The sequence below is a fragment of the Haloarcula sp. MBLA0138 genome, assembly GCF_055632455.1.
Map to the genome: position 1 here is coordinate 1,551,804 of NZ_CM145746.1, position 13,806 is coordinate 1,565,609.

The 13,806-nt window shown below is 70.2% G+C and carries 18 protein-coding genes; 9 read left to right on the plus strand and 9 right to left on the minus strand.

Annotated elements, in window-relative coordinates; genetic code table 11:
* Positions 1-112: 112 nt before the first annotated feature.
* Positions 113-1,231, minus strand: a complete 1,119-nt coding sequence (locus ACV7JO_RS08215; RefSeq protein WP_470352923.1) for a pyridoxal phosphate-dependent aminotransferase — start codon at positions 1,229-1,231, stop codon at positions 113-115.
* Positions 1,232-1,267: 36 nt separating this feature from the next.
* Positions 1,268-1,411 (minus strand): hypothetical protein, encoded by a 144-nt coding sequence (locus tag ACV7JO_RS08220; RefSeq protein WP_470352924.1) that lies wholly within the window; start codon positions 1,409-1,411, stop codon positions 1,268-1,270.
* A gap of 77 nt (positions 1,412-1,488) precedes the next feature.
* Here ACV7JO_RS08220 and ACV7JO_RS08225 point away from each other — a divergent pair, with 77 nt between their 5' ends.
* Entirely contained in the window at positions 1,489-1,989 is a 501-nt protein-coding gene (locus ACV7JO_RS08225; protein WP_470352925.1) for a CinA family protein, read from the plus strand.
* Positions 1,990-2,025: 36 nt separating this feature from the next.
* Positions 2,026-2,532, plus strand: coding sequence for a metal-dependent hydrolase (locus ACV7JO_RS08230; protein WP_470352926.1), 507 nt, complete (start codon positions 2,026-2,028; stop codon positions 2,530-2,532).
* Between the two features lie 12 nt (positions 2,533-2,544).
* Here ACV7JO_RS08230 and ACV7JO_RS08235 read toward each other — a convergent pair whose 3' ends face one another.
* Positions 2,545-3,279: a PHP-associated domain-containing protein gene (locus ACV7JO_RS08235; protein WP_470355761.1), complete on the minus strand. Its 735-nt coding sequence runs from the start codon at positions 3,277-3,279 to the stop codon at positions 2,545-2,547.
* Positions 3,280-3,418: 139 nt separating this feature from the next.
* On the opposite strand from ACV7JO_RS08235, the gene ACV7JO_RS08240 reads away from it, so the two are divergent.
* The gene (locus tag ACV7JO_RS08240) at positions 3,419-3,718 is read left to right on the plus strand and encodes a DUF7565 family protein (RefSeq protein ID WP_470352927.1); all 300 of its coding nucleotides are present in this window, start codon (positions 3,419-3,421) and stop codon (positions 3,716-3,718) included.
* A gap of 96 nt (positions 3,719-3,814) precedes the next feature.
* Here ACV7JO_RS08240 and ACV7JO_RS08245 read toward each other — a convergent pair whose 3' ends face one another.
* The 5 genes from ACV7JO_RS08245 to ACV7JO_RS08265 form a co-directional block, all read right to left on the minus strand.
* Positions 3,815-4,252, minus strand: coding sequence for a transcription elongation factor Spt5 (locus ACV7JO_RS08245; protein ID WP_470352928.1), 438 nt, complete (start codon positions 4,250-4,252; stop codon positions 3,815-3,817).
* A 4-nt stretch (positions 4,253-4,256) separates the two neighbouring features.
* Positions 4,257-4,436, minus strand: coding sequence for a protein translocase SEC61 complex subunit gamma (locus tag ACV7JO_RS08250; protein WP_470352929.1), 180 nt, complete (start codon positions 4,434-4,436; stop codon positions 4,257-4,259).
* Between the two features lie 77 nt (positions 4,437-4,513).
* Positions 4,514-5,674 carry a cell division protein FtsZ gene (gene ftsZ, locus ACV7JO_RS08255; RefSeq protein ID WP_470352930.1) on the minus strand — a complete coding sequence of 387 codons (1,161 nt, stop codon included), beginning with the start codon at positions 5,672-5,674 and terminating at the stop codon, positions 4,514-4,516.
* A gap of 103 nt (positions 5,675-5,777) precedes the next feature.
* Positions 5,778-7,133: a D-aminoacyl-tRNA deacylase gene (locus ACV7JO_RS08260; RefSeq protein WP_470352931.1), complete on the minus strand. Its 1,356-nt coding sequence runs from the start codon at positions 7,131-7,133 to the stop codon at positions 5,778-5,780.
* Positions 7,133-8,518, minus strand: coding sequence for a sodium:calcium antiporter (locus tag ACV7JO_RS08265; protein ID WP_470352932.1), 1,386 nt, complete (start codon positions 8,516-8,518; stop codon positions 7,133-7,135). Before ACV7JO_RS08265 ends, ACV7JO_RS08260 begins: the two co-directional genes overlap by 1 nt.
* Positions 8,519-8,607: 89 nt before the next feature.
* Between ACV7JO_RS08265 and ACV7JO_RS08270 the strand changes: the two genes are divergently transcribed.
* The 6 genes from ACV7JO_RS08270 to ACV7JO_RS08295 all read left to right on the plus strand — a co-directional run bounded on the left by ACV7JO_RS08270 (position 8,608) and on the right by ACV7JO_RS08295 (position 13,469).
* Complete coding sequence (locus ACV7JO_RS08270; protein ID WP_470352933.1) at positions 8,608-9,405, plus strand: shikimate dehydrogenase; 798 nt, start codon at positions 8,608-8,610, stop codon at positions 9,403-9,405.
* Between the two features lie 50 nt (positions 9,406-9,455).
* A complete protein-coding gene (locus tag ACV7JO_RS08275) occupies positions 9,456-9,914 on the plus strand; it encodes a helix-hairpin-helix domain-containing protein (protein WP_470352934.1) in 459 nt (152 codons plus the stop codon).
* A 96-nt stretch (positions 9,915-10,010) separates the two neighbouring features.
* The gene (gene pabB / locus ACV7JO_RS08280; RefSeq protein ID WP_470352935.1) at positions 10,011-11,477 is read left to right on the plus strand and encodes an aminodeoxychorismate synthase, component I; all 1,467 of its coding nucleotides are present in this window, start codon (positions 10,011-10,013) and stop codon (positions 11,475-11,477) included.
* Positions 11,474-12,127 (plus strand): anthranilate synthase component II, encoded by a 654-nt coding sequence (locus ACV7JO_RS08285; RefSeq protein WP_470352936.1) that lies wholly within the window; start codon positions 11,474-11,476, stop codon positions 12,125-12,127. The genes pabB and ACV7JO_RS08285 overlap by 4 nt, the downstream gene beginning before the upstream one ends.
* A complete protein-coding gene (locus ACV7JO_RS08290; RefSeq protein WP_470352937.1) occupies positions 12,112-12,984 on the plus strand; it encodes an aminotransferase class IV in 873 nt (290 codons plus the stop codon). The genes ACV7JO_RS08285 and ACV7JO_RS08290 overlap by 16 nt, the downstream gene beginning before the upstream one ends.
* 68 nt (positions 12,985-13,052) lie before the next feature.
* Complete coding sequence (locus tag ACV7JO_RS08295; RefSeq protein ID WP_470352938.1) at positions 13,053-13,469, plus strand: Rieske (2Fe-2S) protein; 417 nt, start codon at positions 13,053-13,055, stop codon at positions 13,467-13,469.
* Between the two features lie 45 nt (positions 13,470-13,514).
* Here the strand turns inward: ACV7JO_RS08295 and ACV7JO_RS08300 are convergent, their stop codons facing one another.
* The gene (locus tag ACV7JO_RS08300; RefSeq protein WP_470352939.1) at positions 13,515-13,805 is read right to left on the minus strand and encodes a transcriptional regulator; all 291 of its coding nucleotides are present in this window, start codon (positions 13,803-13,805) and stop codon (positions 13,515-13,517) included.
* Position 13,806: the final 1 nt, after the last annotated feature.

The window sequence follows — 13,806 nt, forward strand, 5'->3', positions numbered from 1 at the left end:
CGATTGGTTTTAATTACTAATCAGCGCTTCGGAACCGGAGCGCCGCCGCGTCGCCGGACACGCGACGGGACCGGTGTGGCCGACCGCTCGGCTACCGACCCGTGAAGGGCCCTCACGCGAAGAACGCTTCGAGACGGGCGGCCGCGTCGTCGACCCGCGGCGTCACCAGCGCGAACCGAATCCACGCTTTTCGTGACTCGCCGAAGGCCGCGCCGGGCATCCCGGCGACGCCGGCCTCGTCGATGAGTTCGTAGACGTTCTCGAAGGTCCCCGGGAACCCCGGGAGGCGAGCCATGACGTAGAAGCCGCCCTCGGGGCGCTCGTACGTCGCGCCGACCGCGTCCAGCGCCTCACAGAGCACGTCGATGCGCTGGTCGAGGCGGCGGCGACACCGCGCGTAGTAGTCGGGACCGGTCGTCCGCAGCGCCCGGTCGACGGCGTACTGGGCGGGGCGACTGCCCGTGACGTTCGTCAGCATGTGCCGCGTCCGCGCCCGCTCCAGCAGGTCGCCGTTCGGACCGTCGGCCGGCGGGAAGACGGCGTAGCCGACCCGCAGGCCCGTTATCGCCATCGACTTCGAGAAGGCGTTCGTGGCGACGACGTTGGCCGAGTCGTGGGCCAGCGCCGACGCGAACCGGCCGGTGTAGTCGAAGTGGTCGTACACCTCGTCGCTGACCAGCAGGGCGTCGACGTCCTCCGCGATAGCGACGAACTCGGCCATCGCGTCGGCGTCGTAGATGGCTCCCGTCGGGTTGTTTGGCGTGTTGACGACGATGACCGCCGTGTCGGCCGAGGCCGCCTCGCGGACGGCCGCGGGCCGCAGGTGGCCGTCGTCGGCGACCGGGACGAACGTCGTCTCAGCCCCCAAGAAGTTCGCCCGGCCGGCGTAGTAGGGGTAGACGGGGTCGGTCAGCAGTATCTCCTCGCCCGAGAACGCCTCCAGCGCGCCGGTCATGGCGAGGTGGTTGGCCTCGCCCGCGCCGTTGGTGACGACGACCCGGTCGACGCCGACGCCGCGGCGGGCGGCTATCTCCTCGCGCAGCGAGCGCAGGCCGGTGCTGGGCGCGTACTGGTACTCCTCGGCGTCGGCCTCGGCGTAGTCCCGGAGGCCGTCGCGAACCCCCGAGGGCGGGTCCCAGTCGGGACTTCCCGACACCATGTCGACCACGTCCCGGTCGGCCCGGGCAGCGTACTGCATGACGCGGAAGAACTGCGGCGTCTCGTAGTCCATACGGTCACTGGAACCGAGCCGCCCTTTGCTCTTCCCCTACCTGCGGGCGTAGAGGACGGCGACGCCGACCGCGAACAGGAGGAGTCCCCACAACAGGTCCGACCCCGGCAACGCGCCCAGCAGCAGCGTCACGAGACCGGAACTGACGAGCGACCAGCCGAGCGTGGTTCGGTAGGCCATGCGCGACGTTCGGGCCGGAGACGGAAAACCCGTCGGTGGAGTGAACGCTTTTGGCCCGGTGTGGCGAAGGAGCGGGCATGGCCGATGAGCCCATCGAATCGCGCGTCGGCGACCTGCTCAGGGAACGGGGCGAACGCGTCGCCGTCGCCGAGTCCTGCACCGGCGGCCTCGTCGGGTCGCTGCTGACCGACGTGCCCGGTTCCAGCGACTACTTCGACCGGTCGGTGGTGACCTACTCCTACGACGCGAAACGGGAGCTACTGGCCGTCCCGCGGGAGGCGCTGGACGAACACGGGGCCGTCTCCGAACCCGTCGCGCGGGCGATGGCGCGGGCGGTCCGGGACACCGCCGGCACCGACTGGGGGGTGGCGACCACCGGCGTCGCCGGGCCGAGCGGCGGCACCGAAGCGACGCCGGTCGGCACGGTGTACGTCGGCGTCGCCCGCGCCGCGCCGTGGGGGTCGGGCGACTCCGGGGCCTCGGTCGCCCGCTACGAGTTCGACGGCGACCGAACGGCCGTCAAAGAGCAGATAGCCCGGCAGGCGCTGTCGGACCTCGAACGGGCGGCCTCGCAGTAGCAAGACCTTTCGGCCGACGGCCCGACCGTCCCGTCGATGGACAAACGCGGCCACGTGTTGAACGCGGTCCTCCTGAGCATCGGCCTCGGCTACGTCCTCGACCCCTCCGGCGGGGTCGGCACCTTCGCCACGATAGCCGAGGTGTTTCTCCCCGTCGTGTTGGGCGCGCTCTTTCCCGACGTGGACACGGCCTTCGGGAAACACCGGAAGACGCTGCACAATCTGCTGGTGTTGGCTATCTTCCTCGCCCACCCCATCTACCACGGCGGCAACCTCCAGTGGGTGTGGCTCGGCGTGTTGACCCACTACGTCCTCGACTACTTCGGGTCCCGGCGGGGCATCGCCCTGTTTTACCCGGTCTGGGACGAGGAGTTCGGCTTCCCGTCGGGCGTGACGACGTCGAGCGACCGCGCGGAGATAGTGACCGTCGTCATCACCGGGGTCGAACTGGCCGCCGTCGCGTTGCTCGTCCACGTCATCCCGCGGTACCTCCCCCCGACCGTCACCCAGTTCCTCGCCGAGAACACCGCCTTTCTCGTCTGAGCCGGCGGCGCGTTAGTACACCTTCACGTCGTCGAAGCGCCCCTGATAGGCCACGTGGTCGGGGTGGGTCGCCGCAGTGCCCTGTAGCATCACGCGGTCGAACTTCTCCCACGAGTTCTCGTAGCCGAGGTGGGCGAACTCCAAGGCGCGGCGCAGTCCGTGCGAGACGCCGCTGCGGTGGAAGATGCGCCGCGGGTCGCCCGCCCGCAACGCCGCTGCCAGTTCGTCGACGCTCTCTATCGGTCGGTCGAAGCGCACCCACGCTTCGCCGACGGTCCCCCGGAGGTGGGCGTACGACGAGGTGAACGTCTTGAGTCCCGTCTCCTTGGCCCACTCGCGCGCCCGGCGGTTGTGGTGGGGCAGGTGTTTGGGGTTGTACACTTCGAGGGCGTCGATGGCGTCGGCGTGGCGGCGAATCTCGTCGATACCGAGGCTCACGCTGAGGAATCCGGGGTGAGGGACCAACACCGCGGCGTCCTGACGCCGGAGTTCGTCGAGGGTGCCCGCGAGCGTGAGAAAGTCCGGCGTCGGTTCCGAGAGCCCGAGGGCAAGGACGTGCCGACGCTGTTGCCACGTGCCGGTAAACAGCTCTCGGGCCGGGAACACGCGCAAGTCCGCATCGGAGAAGCGCGCGGCGCGCTCCCGGATGTCGGGCAGGCGTTCGAAATGCGGGGCGTAGACGAGCGCGTCGAGGCCGCGGGCCTTCGCGCGCTCGACGACGCGCTCGTCGAGGACCTTCACGTGCAGGTCGATATCGAACCCCTCGCTCGTCACGCCCCGGCCTACCGGCGTGTCGCCATTAGGGGTTTCTATCTCGGCAGACGGCGGCGGGAATCCGGGGTCGGCGGGGAACGCTTTTACCCCAGCGTCGCCTGCCACCGAGCAAATGACACGCTGGGAGTGCGCCATCGAAGGCGACGACAGCAGCCAGTTCGACCGCGTCGAGGACCTCATCGTCCACCAGTCGACCGAACACGAGCGAATCTCGTGTAAGGTCTGTGGGGCCGTCGTCCCCGACGGCTACTTCGCAATCAAACACGCCTTCGACGAGCACTCCCGCGCGGAGTACGTCCGGGCGTACGACGCCTCCGCGGCCGACGTGCGCCGGCGCGAGAACATCAAGGAGTCCATCGAGGCCGCCGCCGACATGAACGAGGTCATCGAGCGAATCGAGGGCGACACCTGAGAAACGGGCCGCGTCGCGCCGTCCGACCGAGGCGGGGAACCGCCGTCTCTCGCTATATTCGTCGCGGCGAGGCCACGACGACCGAGAGAGGCGCTTTCAGCGTTCCTCGCTGTCCAGCACGCGAATCTGGTCCCCGCGGACGGTGACGGGGATGGGGACCGTCGCTTCGTACAGTTCGACCGTGACTTGGTCTTTCCCCTCGTCGATGCGCTGGACCTGCGCCTTCTCGCCTTTGAACGGGCCGGCGATGAGTTCGACGATGTCCCCCTCGGCGATGCCCTCGACGTCGGGTTTCGGCGAGAGGAAGTGCTCGACCTCGGAGATGGAGGACTCGCCCTGCACCACGCCGTTGGCGTGGGGAATCTCGTCGAGGATGCGGTCGAAGACCGCGGCGTCGTCGGCCTCGACCATCACGTAGGAGGTCAGCGAGTCCGGCGCGAGGGCGGCGTGGACCTCCGGCTCCTCGCGGTTGACGATCATGTCCGCGACGGTGCGTTCCTGACTGGCCGTGGTCTTGACTGCGTAGATACCCATGAGTTTACACCGGCTTGCTGCCGGGGACGAAGGTCATCACGACGAAGATGATGAACCCGAGCAGTCCGACCAGCGCGATGCCCGCGCCGGCGATCTTGGCGATCTGGGAGAACTCCTCCCAAGAGGGCGTACTCGCCAGTTTGAGTACGCGGATGTAAGATGTGAGGTCGTACGGGACGTCCATGGCGGAGCGTACCCGCCGGCGGCTTTTCTATATTGTGGTCCCGGTCGAGACGGGCTATTCGACGGCGGGCGGCCGGGTCAGTCGACGTAGTCGATGTCGTCGCCCAGTTGCTGGGCGGCCTTCTCCTGTTCGGCCTCGCTCTGGCCGTATATCTGGGGGCTCTCGACGCCGGTGACGACTATCATCGTCTCCATCTTGCCGTCGAACTCGTTGTTGACCGACGCCCCCCAGATGATGCGGGCGTCGGGGTCGATGCGGTCGTAGATCTCCTCGACGACGCCCTCGGCCTCCTCGATGGACATGTCCGGGCCACCGACGACGTTCACGAGGGCGCTGTTGGCCCCGTCGAACTCCACGTCCAACAGCGGCGAGCGCAGCGCCGAGCGGATGGAGTCCTGCGCTTTGTTCTCGGAGTCGGACTCGCCCAGCCCTATCATGGCGACGCCGCCGTTCTCCATGATGGTGCGAACGTCGGCGAAGTCGACGTTGACGAGGCCCGGCTTGGTGATGAGTTCGGTCATCCCCTTGACCGAGCGCATCAGGACGCGGTCACAGATCTTGAAGGCGTCCTGCAGGGGCATGCTGGGCGCGTAGTCGAGCAGGCGGTCGTTGGGGACGACGATGACCGTGTCGGAGACGGCCCGCAGGCGTTCGAGGCCCGCGTCGGCGTTGGCCCGCCGGCGCTCGCCTTCCGCGGTGAAGGGGATGGTGACGATGGAGATGGTAAGCGCGCCGGCCTCTTGGGCGGCCTGTGCGACGACCGGTGCCGCGCCGGTCCCGGTCCCGCCGCCCAGCCCGGCGGTGACGAACACCATGTCCGAGCCGTCGATGGACTGCTGGATGTCTTCGAGGTCCTCTTGGGCGGCCTCCTCGCCGATCTTCGGGACGGAGCCGGCACCGCGGCCGCCGGTGCGCTTGCGACCGATGAGAATCTTGGTGTCGGCCGCGACCTCGTCGGCGAGGTGCTGGGCGTCGGTGTTGGCGGCGACGAGTTTGGCCCCGTGGATGCCTTCCTCCATCATCCGGGTGACGGTGTTGCCGCCGGCACCGCCACAGCCCACGACGGTTATCTTGGTCTCGAGGTCCTTGACGACGCTGGCGAGTTCCTCGTCGCTCATCTGTCCGGAGGTCGATACGTCCTCCGTGGTCGTCGGCGTCGTCTCGTCGGCCGGCTCCGACGACGGCTCCTCCCGCTCGTCCTCGGCCTCCTCGATGGCGTCGTCGATAATCGAGTCCATATTTAAATCCCCGTTGCGGACGGACCGTTATTAGTTTTCCCCCTGTGTCTGACGTACGGCTGACGATTTCGGCAACGCTTTCGGGGTCGCTCGTCCCGGTTTCTCACAGCGTAAAGCGACGTATACGCTCGCGCTGGAACCGCTCTGGGCCTATCTCTTCCCCGTCGACCTCGACCGACTGGCCGGCCGACAGCCGCCCGAACTTGGGACCTTCTGGCACGCCCGCGGTTCGGGCGAGGTCGGGGTCGAAGGCCGTCTCGCGGGCGAGGAGTTCGCCGTCCGCGCGCTCGACGGTGTCGTACCGCTGTCGAAGCACGTCGGCGAGGTCCGCGAGGACGGCGTCCCTGTCGCCGTCCGCGGGCAGGACGAACGGGCCGGCGACGACGGTGCCGTTTTGCTCCGTCCCGAACGCTAGCGCGTGGCGTTTGGCGACCTCGCGGGCGGCCTCGCGGTCGATACCGCGGGCCTCGGCCAGCAGGTCGTCGGGGACGGCGACGGTCCGCCACGCGCCCTCGTAGCCGGCCGCGGGGTCGCCGAAGCGAAGCCCCTCGTCGACGGAGGCGACGGCCGATTCGAGCGCGTCGACCAGCGACAGCGGGACGCTCGTCGTCTCGCGGACGAACGTCTCGTCGACGACGCGGTACCCGAGAGACTCGACGGTCGCGGCGACGTCGGGGTACTCGCTCCCAAACAGCGCGTAGTCGGCGGCGCTGCCCGCGAAGGCGCGGTCGAGGACCGCCGCGCGCTCGGTCCCGTCCGCGGCCCACTCGGCGAGCGCGTCGAGGGACCAGTCGGCCGCGACGTGGCCGACCGCCCAGTCGGTCTCCCGGACGACGCGCTCGAACCGCGGGGCGTAGTGACCGCCGCCGATGCCGACGAGGTGCCGGCGCGTGCCGTCCTCGGCGGGCGCGTCGGCGGCCACGTCCCGGAGGTCGAGAATCGCCCGGGCGACGGCCTCGGCCGCCGCGGGGTCGCGCCACTGGGGTTCGGCGCTGCCGACCTCGACGAACATCGACGGGACGCCCACGCTCGTCGGGCCGTGATGGGTACACTCGGTGCCGACCTCGTAGCCGTCGGGCGCGTACTCGGCCAGTGCGCGTGTCACGATGCGGTGGGCCTGCGGGCAGGCGCGGGCGAACCGACCCGGCGCGCCGCCGTGCTCCGCGGCCCCGAAGTTGCCGGTGTGGTGGGCGGTCAACAGTTCCCCCGTCTCGCCGGCGTGTCTGGAGGCGAAGACCAGCAGGTCCGGGTCGTCGAAGGCGTCGGCCGCGTCGTCGAGGTCCAAGTGCAGAGCTTCGAACGCCCGGAGTTCGACACCGTCGGTCCGGTAGACGGTGCCGCCGCCGTCGGCGTCGGCACGGCTCTCGTCGACGTGTGTCTCCCAGTCGGCGACGGCGCGAAGGCGCTCTCCGACGTGTGTCGAGGCCTCGTCGGCCCGGGAGACGACGATGGCGAGCATCAGTCGGCCCGGTCGATGTGTTGCGGTTCGCGGCCGAAGGCGGTTCTGACGGCGTCACCGGCCAGCGCGAGCAGGTGGACCAGCGACTCCCGTCGGACGGCAAACAGCGCGAGGCCGGCGACGACGTACAGCACCGTGTAGCCGACGAGGAGGTCGTGACTGCCGAACGGGAGCGCGACGAGGTCGCGGATGAGCGCGAACTCGAGTATCACCTGCGAGATGAACAGGACGAAGAGTACGACCGACTCGCGGATGCTGATTTCGAAGTTACAGAGGATGGCGAGCGCGAAGAAGGACTGGCCGGCGGTTATCCATATCTCCGCGGCCTGTCGGGCGTCGAACGGGAGCGCGCCGTAGACGCCCAGTCCCAGCGAGTAGACGACGGCGATGGTACCGATGAGCAGCGTCCACTGATTGAGCTTCGAGGAGATGAGGGCGTTGAACCCCGCCGTCGACCGCGCCTTGTTGACGAGGACGGCGACGACGATGAGTTCCGGGGACTCGCTGGCGAGGGGGGCTATCCACTGAATCATGAAGAACTCGGGGATGCCGTTCTCGACACCCAGCACCTCCAGTCCGTGCGCGAACGGCTCGACGGCGGTGAATATCATCGCACCGGAGTAGCCAAAGAGGACGAGGACGACCAGCGGCCGCCACGGGAGCGACCACGACTGGAAGTAGTCGGGGACGCCGACCGTGTGTTCGCTGGTCTCCACGTCGGAGCGCAGCGTCAGACCGATGTAGGCGACGTAGAGGCCGACGAGAAACAGCGTGTCGAACGCGCCGATACCGCCGCCCAGCGGGACGAGGAAGGCCCACAGCGTCGCCACGAACAGGAACGTTATTTCGGTCGCGATATCCTCGTCGAGTTGGACGGCGTCACGGAGCGTTCCCTCGCGGCTCACGACGGCGGGGTCCTGCGTCGAGGCGGCCTGCATCACGGTGAACACGGCGATGCCGGCCCAGCCGATGCCGATGAGGATGCGGTTCGCGCCGGTCATGTTGGCGATGGCGAGGTTCGCGTCGTGACAGGCCCGGGCGAGCCCCGTCGCACCGGCCTCGACTTCCGCGGCCGTCAGCTGACTGCAGGCCTGTGCCGTCGCACCGCCGGCCCCGGCGTTCCACGCGTAGAGGGCGTCGACGGCGTACTCCGGGGCGACGGCCAGTACCGCGAGGACGGCGATAGCGAAGGCCCGCGGGACGTCTTTCTCGGCGGTCTCCGCGCCCCACGCTAGCAGGAACGAGCCGCCGAGGATGGCGATGCCGGCGACGGCGACGGTTCCCGCGGTCCCAATCGGGACCCCGGTAGCACCGGCCCAGACCCAGCCGAGCGTGAGAGCGACGGCGAACGCGACCTGTGCGAGCGGGTGGCGGAGACGGCTCACTACCGGAGCCTACGCGGGTCGGGCCGAAAAGCTTGCGAAACCCCGGCCGGAGCCGTGGCGTTCATGTCCCCCGCGCGTGCTCACCCGGTATGGACGTCTACGGACTCATCGGGAACCCGGTCGGGCACTCGCTGTCGCCGCCGATGCACGAGGCGGGCTACGCGGCGCTGGACCTCGACGCGAAGTACGTCACCTTCGAGCCGCCGGCCGACGAGGGGGCCGCGGCCGTCGCGGCCGCCGACCGGCTCGGGGTCGCCGGGCTGAACGTCACCATCCCGTTCAAACAGGACGTGTTGACGGCCGTCGAGCCGGCACCGCTGGCCGAGCGCATCGGCGCGGTCAACACGATAGCGTTCTCGGGCGAGACGCCGATGGGGTACAACACCGACGCCGTCGGCGCGGTCCGGGCGCTGGGTCACCACGGCGTCGACCTGTCGGGGACGGCCGTCGTCGTCGGAGCCGGCGGGGCCGGTCGAGCCGTCGCCTTCGGGCTGGCCGACGAGGGGATGACCGTCCGCGTGGCGAACCGGACCGAGTCGACCGCCCGCGACCTCGCCGGCGAGGTGCCCGACGCGAGCGGCCACGGCCTCGACGCCGTCGAGGACCTGCTCGCCGACGCCGACGTACTCGTCAACTGCACCAGCGTCGGGATGGACGAGGACGCGACACCGGTGCCCGCGGCGGCGCTGCACGGTGACCTCGCGGTGCTGGACGCGGTGTACTCGCCGGTCGAGACGCGGCTGCTCCGGGACGCCGCGGCGGCCGGCGCGACCACCGTCGACGGCGCGTGGATGCTCCTGTATCAGGGCGTCGAGGCCTTCGAGCGCTGGACCGGGGCCGACGCGCCCGTCGGGGCGATGAACGAGGCGCTGCGAGCGCACCTCTAGGCGACGCCTTACCAGCAAGAGATTAGTGTCGGGGGGCAATACGTCCGGATATGGGTCTGCTTCAGAAACTCAAATCTGCGCTCGGGCTCGACGGGACGGAGTCCGCGACCGGGGGGCGGTCGGGCGACGTCGACGTGACAGTCGAGCGCGAGCCTTCTACTGCGGGCGAAGACGCCGTCAAGGGGACCGACACCGCGGGCGCGAGCGACGAGTCCGCCATGACGACCGACGACCACGACGACGCCGAGTCGGCGCTGTCCGAGGACGACCACGAGGGGGGCGACGCCGCGCCGACAGCGGACGCCGGCGATGCGACCGCGAGCGAGGGCAGCGGCGACCCCGTGACGGAGGTCAAGGGTATCGGTCCGGCCTACGCCGAGCGCCTCTCCGGTATCGGCATCGAGACCGTCGGCGACCTCGCGGCCGCGGACGCCGCCGACGTGGCCGGGCAGACGGACCTCTCGGAGAGCCGCGTCGACGGCTGGATAGAGCGGGCGGGCGAGTACTGAGACGGCGACACTGGCCGACCGGGTAGCCGCCGCGTCGCCGGCCGCAGGACCGGCCGAACCGCAAGGGAGTTAGTCGCGCCGCGTCTCTCTCCGGTGATGCCAACGGTCGAGACCGACCGCGAATCGTTCGAGCGGACGGCCGGGGCCGCGCCGGCGGCCCGGGTCCCGGTCGAGGTCCGCGCGACCGTCGACGACCCCTTCGTCGCGTACCGGCGGGCGCGCGACGAGGTCGGCGGCGTCTACCTCGGGACGACGGGGGGCCAGTCGGGGTGGGGGTACTTCGCCACCGCGCCGGCCGCGTTCCGCGAGGTCGCACCCGACGAGGGGCCGGCGCTGGACGCGCTCGCCGACGCGCTCGCCGGCGAGTCCCTCGAACGGGGCGACTGTGACGTGCCGTACCCGTGTGGCGCTATCGGCTGGCTCTCCTACGACGTGGTGCGGGAACTGGAGGACCTGCCGAGTCACGCCGTCGCCGACCGCGCGCTCCCGCGGCTCCAGCTTGCGACCTACGACCGCGTCGCGGCGTGGGAGGAGCCACGCGGCGAGCCGGTGACCCTGCGGGTGACCGCCTGCCCGCGACTGGGCGAGTACGAGACGGTCGGGGCCGCCTACGAGTTCGGGAGACAGCACGCGCTGGCACTCGCGCGGAAGGCCCTCGAAGGCGACCCCGCGGTCGGGGAGCCGCCGGTCGACGCGACGACGGCGACCTTCGAGAGCGACTGCACGCGCGAGTCGTTCGCCGAGCGGGTGCGGACGGTCAAGGAGTACATCCGGGACGGGGACACCTTTCAGGCGAACGTCTCCCAGCGCCTCGAAGCACCGGCGGCGGTCCACCCGGTCGAGGTGTTCGACGCGCTCCGAGCGGGCAACCCCGCGCCCTACTCCGCGCTGGTGGAGTTCCCCGGCGTCGACCTCGTCAGCGCGAGCCCCGAACTCCTCTTGCACCGCGACGGCGACCGCCTCGTCACCGAACCCATCGCCGGCACGCGGCCCCGCGGCGGGACGGACGCGGCCGACGAGCGGCTGGCCGCGGACCTGCTGAGCGACGAGAAAGAACGGGCCGAACACGCCATGCTCGTCGACCTCGAGCGAAACGACCTCGGCAAGGTGAGCCGCTTCGGGAGCGTCGACGTGACCGACTACCGACGGGTGGACCGCTACTCCGAGGTGATGCATCTGGTCTCGGTCGTGGAGGGACGTCTCCGGGACAGCGCGACGCTGCGGGACGCCGTGGCGGCGGTGTTCCCCGGCGGGACCATCACCGGCGCGCCCAAGCCCCGGACGATGGGGATAATCGACGAGGTGGAGCGGACCCGGCGCGGCCCCTACACCGGCTCGGTCGGCGCCTTCGGTTTCGACGGCCGGGCGACGCTGAACATCGTCATCCGAACGCTCGTGCGCTACGCCGGGACGTACTCGCTTCGGGTCGGGGCCGGCGTCGTCCACGACTCCGACCCCGACCGGGAGTACGAGGAGACGCTCGACAAGGGTCGGGCGCTTATCACCGCCGTCGACGAGGCGCTGGGCCGGGACGCGGCGCTCAGTGTGGAGGGTCACCGGTGACTACCGACCCACGGCCGGGGTCCGGGACGGCCGCCGCGCCCGACCTCGCGCCGACCGTGCTGGTCGTCGACAACTACGACTCGTTCGCCTACAACCTCGTCCAGTACGTCGGCGAGGTCGTCACGCGCCTCGGCGGCGGCGAGGAGGACGTGGTCGTCCGCCGGAACGACGCCGTCGACGCGGCCGCGATACGCGAGTTGGACCCCGACGGAATCGTCGTCTCGCCCGGTCCCGGCACGCCCGAGGACGCCGGCGTCTCGATGCCGGTGTTCGCGGACCTGTCGTACCCGACGCTGGGGGTCTGTCTGGGCCACCAAGCCCTGTGTGCGGCAAACGGCTCGCCGGTCGGCCACGCCGAGTCGGTCGTCCACGGCAAGGCCTCCGCGGTGACCCACGACGGAACCGGGGTGTTCGAGGGGCTGCCCGACCCCGTCGAAGTGGGGCGGTACCACTCGCTGGCCGTCGAGCGCACGGCCCTCCCGGACGCACTCGTAGAGACGGCCTACACCGACGACGAGGCCGGCGTCGTCATGGGCGTGCGTCATCGCGAGCGCCCCCACATCGGCGTCCAGTTCCACCCCGAGAGCATCCTCACCGACCACGGGAAAACGATGATACGGAACTTCTGTCAACTATGCAGTACCACGTAGACGGCGAACTGGTGCCGGCCGAGGAGGCGACGGTGTCGGTCCGGGACCGCGGGTTCATGTACGGCGACGCGGCCTTCGAGACGCTGCGGGTCTACGGCGGCGACCCCTTCGAGTGGGCGGCCCACCGCGACCGGCTGGGACACACGGCGGCGACGCTGGGGTTCGCCGACGCCGTCCCCGAGGACCTGCGCGAGCGCGTCGACGAGACGCTGGCCGCCAACGACCTCACCGAGGCGTACGTCAGGCTGTCGGTCACCCGAGGCGTCCAACCCGGGAAGCTCACTCCCGACTCCGAGGTGGACCCGACGGTGGTCGTCGTCTGCTCGGAGCTGCCCCGCGGCGGCAAGGACGGCGAGCGCGTCTGGGACGGGCCGGCCGACCTACAGACCGTTCGCACCCGGCGCGCCCCGAGCGAGGCGCTGCCCGCCGACGCGAAGACCCACAACTACCTCAACGGCGTCCTCGCCCGCCTCGAACTCCGGCGGGCGGCCGTCGACGGCGACGCGGCCGACGAGGCGCTCATGCGGGACACCGACGGCACCGTCGTCGAGGGCGCGACGAGCAACCTCTTTTTCGTCACCGAGGCCGGCCTGCGGACGCCCAGCGAGGACCTCGACCTCCTGCCGGGCGTCACCCGCGACGTGGTGCTGGAACTGGCCCGCGAGGAGGAGTTCCCCGTCGAGACGGGCCACTACTCGCTCGACGCCGTCCGGGACGCCGACGAGGCGTTTCTCACGAACTCGACGTGGGAGATACGCCCCGTGGGGAGCGTCGACGGCATCGAGGTGGGGACGGGACCGATGACGACGCTCCTGCAGCGGCTGTTCGACGAGCGCGTCGCGGAGCGCCACTACTGAGCGGGGTCCCGACAACACGTGCGCCGACCGGGGCGTTGAAACCGGACAGCCCCGTATCGGAGGCCACGATGGACGAAGACAGCCGCATCGCGCCGGTCGCGGACGTGCCCGAGGAGGGGTCGCTGCTCGTCACCGTCCGGGACGGCTTCGACACCGAGGAGGTCATCCTCGTGAATCTGACTGACGCCGTCGTCGCCTTCGAGAACTACTGCCCGCACTGGCGGGACATCCGGCTCGACAAGGGCGACGGCGCGACGATGCGCAGCGACGAACTGGTCTGTGAGAAACACGGCGCGACCTTCGAGTCGGCGACCGGGGAGTGTACCTACGGCCCCTGCGAGGGGGCGGTGCTGGACGAGGTGGACGTGACCGTCGCCGACGGCGCGGTGTATCTCACCGACGACCGCTACGAGTTCGAGGCGGTGGGGCCGTCGGGCGACCACGACCGCTCCTCGCGGGGCCGAATCGGCTTCTCCGGCCAGTGAGTTCCGGCAGGCCGGCGGTCCCGGCTGGGCGCGACGCCGCGCGGTTCAGTTGATGCGGTAGGCCGGCTCGGAGACGCTCTCGCTCTTGCACTCGGGACACCGGCTGGGCCGGTTCGTCAGGTCGTCGAAGTCGGCGAAGCCACACTCCTCGCACTCCGGGGGCGCGACCAGCAGTTCCTCCTCTGTCGAGTCCAAGGACTTGGCGATGTGTTCGACGTGGGACAGCGCCGTTGTCGTCCGTATCTCGAAGGTGTTGGCTATCGTTCCGGCGGCCATCGCTTCCTCGCGCAGTCGGTCGGCGATACGCTGGCGCGTCGTCCGACTTGCCTCGCGCATG

What these genes read in the sequence shown, in the direction of transcription:
- ACV7JO_RS08225 (WP_470352925.1), top strand. Translation starts at nt 1,489, where the DNA reads ATGGCCGATGAGCCCATCGAATCGCGCGTCGGCGACCTGCTCAGGGAA.
- ACV7JO_RS08250 (WP_470352929.1), bottom strand. Translation starts at nt 4,436, where the DNA reads ATGGACGTCCCGTACGACCTCACATCTTACATCCGCGTACTCAAACTG.
- ACV7JO_RS08270 (WP_470352933.1), top strand. Translation starts at nt 8,608, where the DNA reads ATGGACGTCTACGGACTCATCGGGAACCCGGTCGGGCACTCGCTGTCG.
- pabB (WP_470352935.1), top strand. Translation starts at nt 10,011, where the DNA reads ATGCCAACGGTCGAGACCGACCGCGAATCGTTCGAGCGGACGGCCGGG.
- ftsZ (WP_470352930.1), bottom strand. Translation starts at nt 5,674, where the DNA reads ATGGACTCGATTATCGACGACGCCATCGAGGAGGCCGAGGACGAGCGG.
- ACV7JO_RS08290 (WP_470352937.1), top strand. Translation starts at nt 12,112, where the DNA reads ATGCAGTACCACGTAGACGGCGAACTGGTGCCGGCCGAGGAGGCGACG.
- ACV7JO_RS08245 (WP_470352928.1), bottom strand. Translation starts at nt 4,252, where the DNA reads ATGGGTATCTACGCAGTCAAGACCACGGCCAGTCAGGAACGCACCGTC.
- ACV7JO_RS08260 (WP_470352931.1), bottom strand. Translation starts at nt 7,133, where the DNA reads ATGCTCGCCATCGTCGTCTCCCGGGCCGACGAGGCCTCGACACACGTC.
- ACV7JO_RS08275 (WP_470352934.1), top strand. Translation starts at nt 9,456, where the DNA reads ATGGGTCTGCTTCAGAAACTCAAATCTGCGCTCGGGCTCGACGGGACG.
- ACV7JO_RS08240 (WP_470352927.1), top strand. Translation starts at nt 3,419, where the DNA reads ATGACACGCTGGGAGTGCGCCATCGAAGGCGACGACAGCAGCCAGTTC.
- ACV7JO_RS08215 (WP_470352923.1), bottom strand. Translation starts at nt 1,231, where the DNA reads ATGGACTACGAGACGCCGCAGTTCTTCCGCGTCATGCAGTACGCTGCC.
- ACV7JO_RS08295 (WP_470352938.1), top strand. Translation starts at nt 13,053, where the DNA reads ATGGACGAAGACAGCCGCATCGCGCCGGTCGCGGACGTGCCCGAGGAG.
- ACV7JO_RS08220 (WP_470352924.1), bottom strand. Translation starts at nt 1,411, where the DNA reads ATGGCCTACCGAACCACGCTCGGCTGGTCGCTCGTCAGTTCCGGTCTC.
- ACV7JO_RS08300 (WP_470352939.1), bottom strand. Translation starts at nt 13,805, where the DNA reads ATGCGCGAGGCAAGTCGGACGACGCGCCAGCGTATCGCCGACCGACTG.
- ACV7JO_RS08230 (WP_470352926.1), top strand. Translation starts at nt 2,026, where the DNA reads ATGGACAAACGCGGCCACGTGTTGAACGCGGTCCTCCTGAGCATCGGC.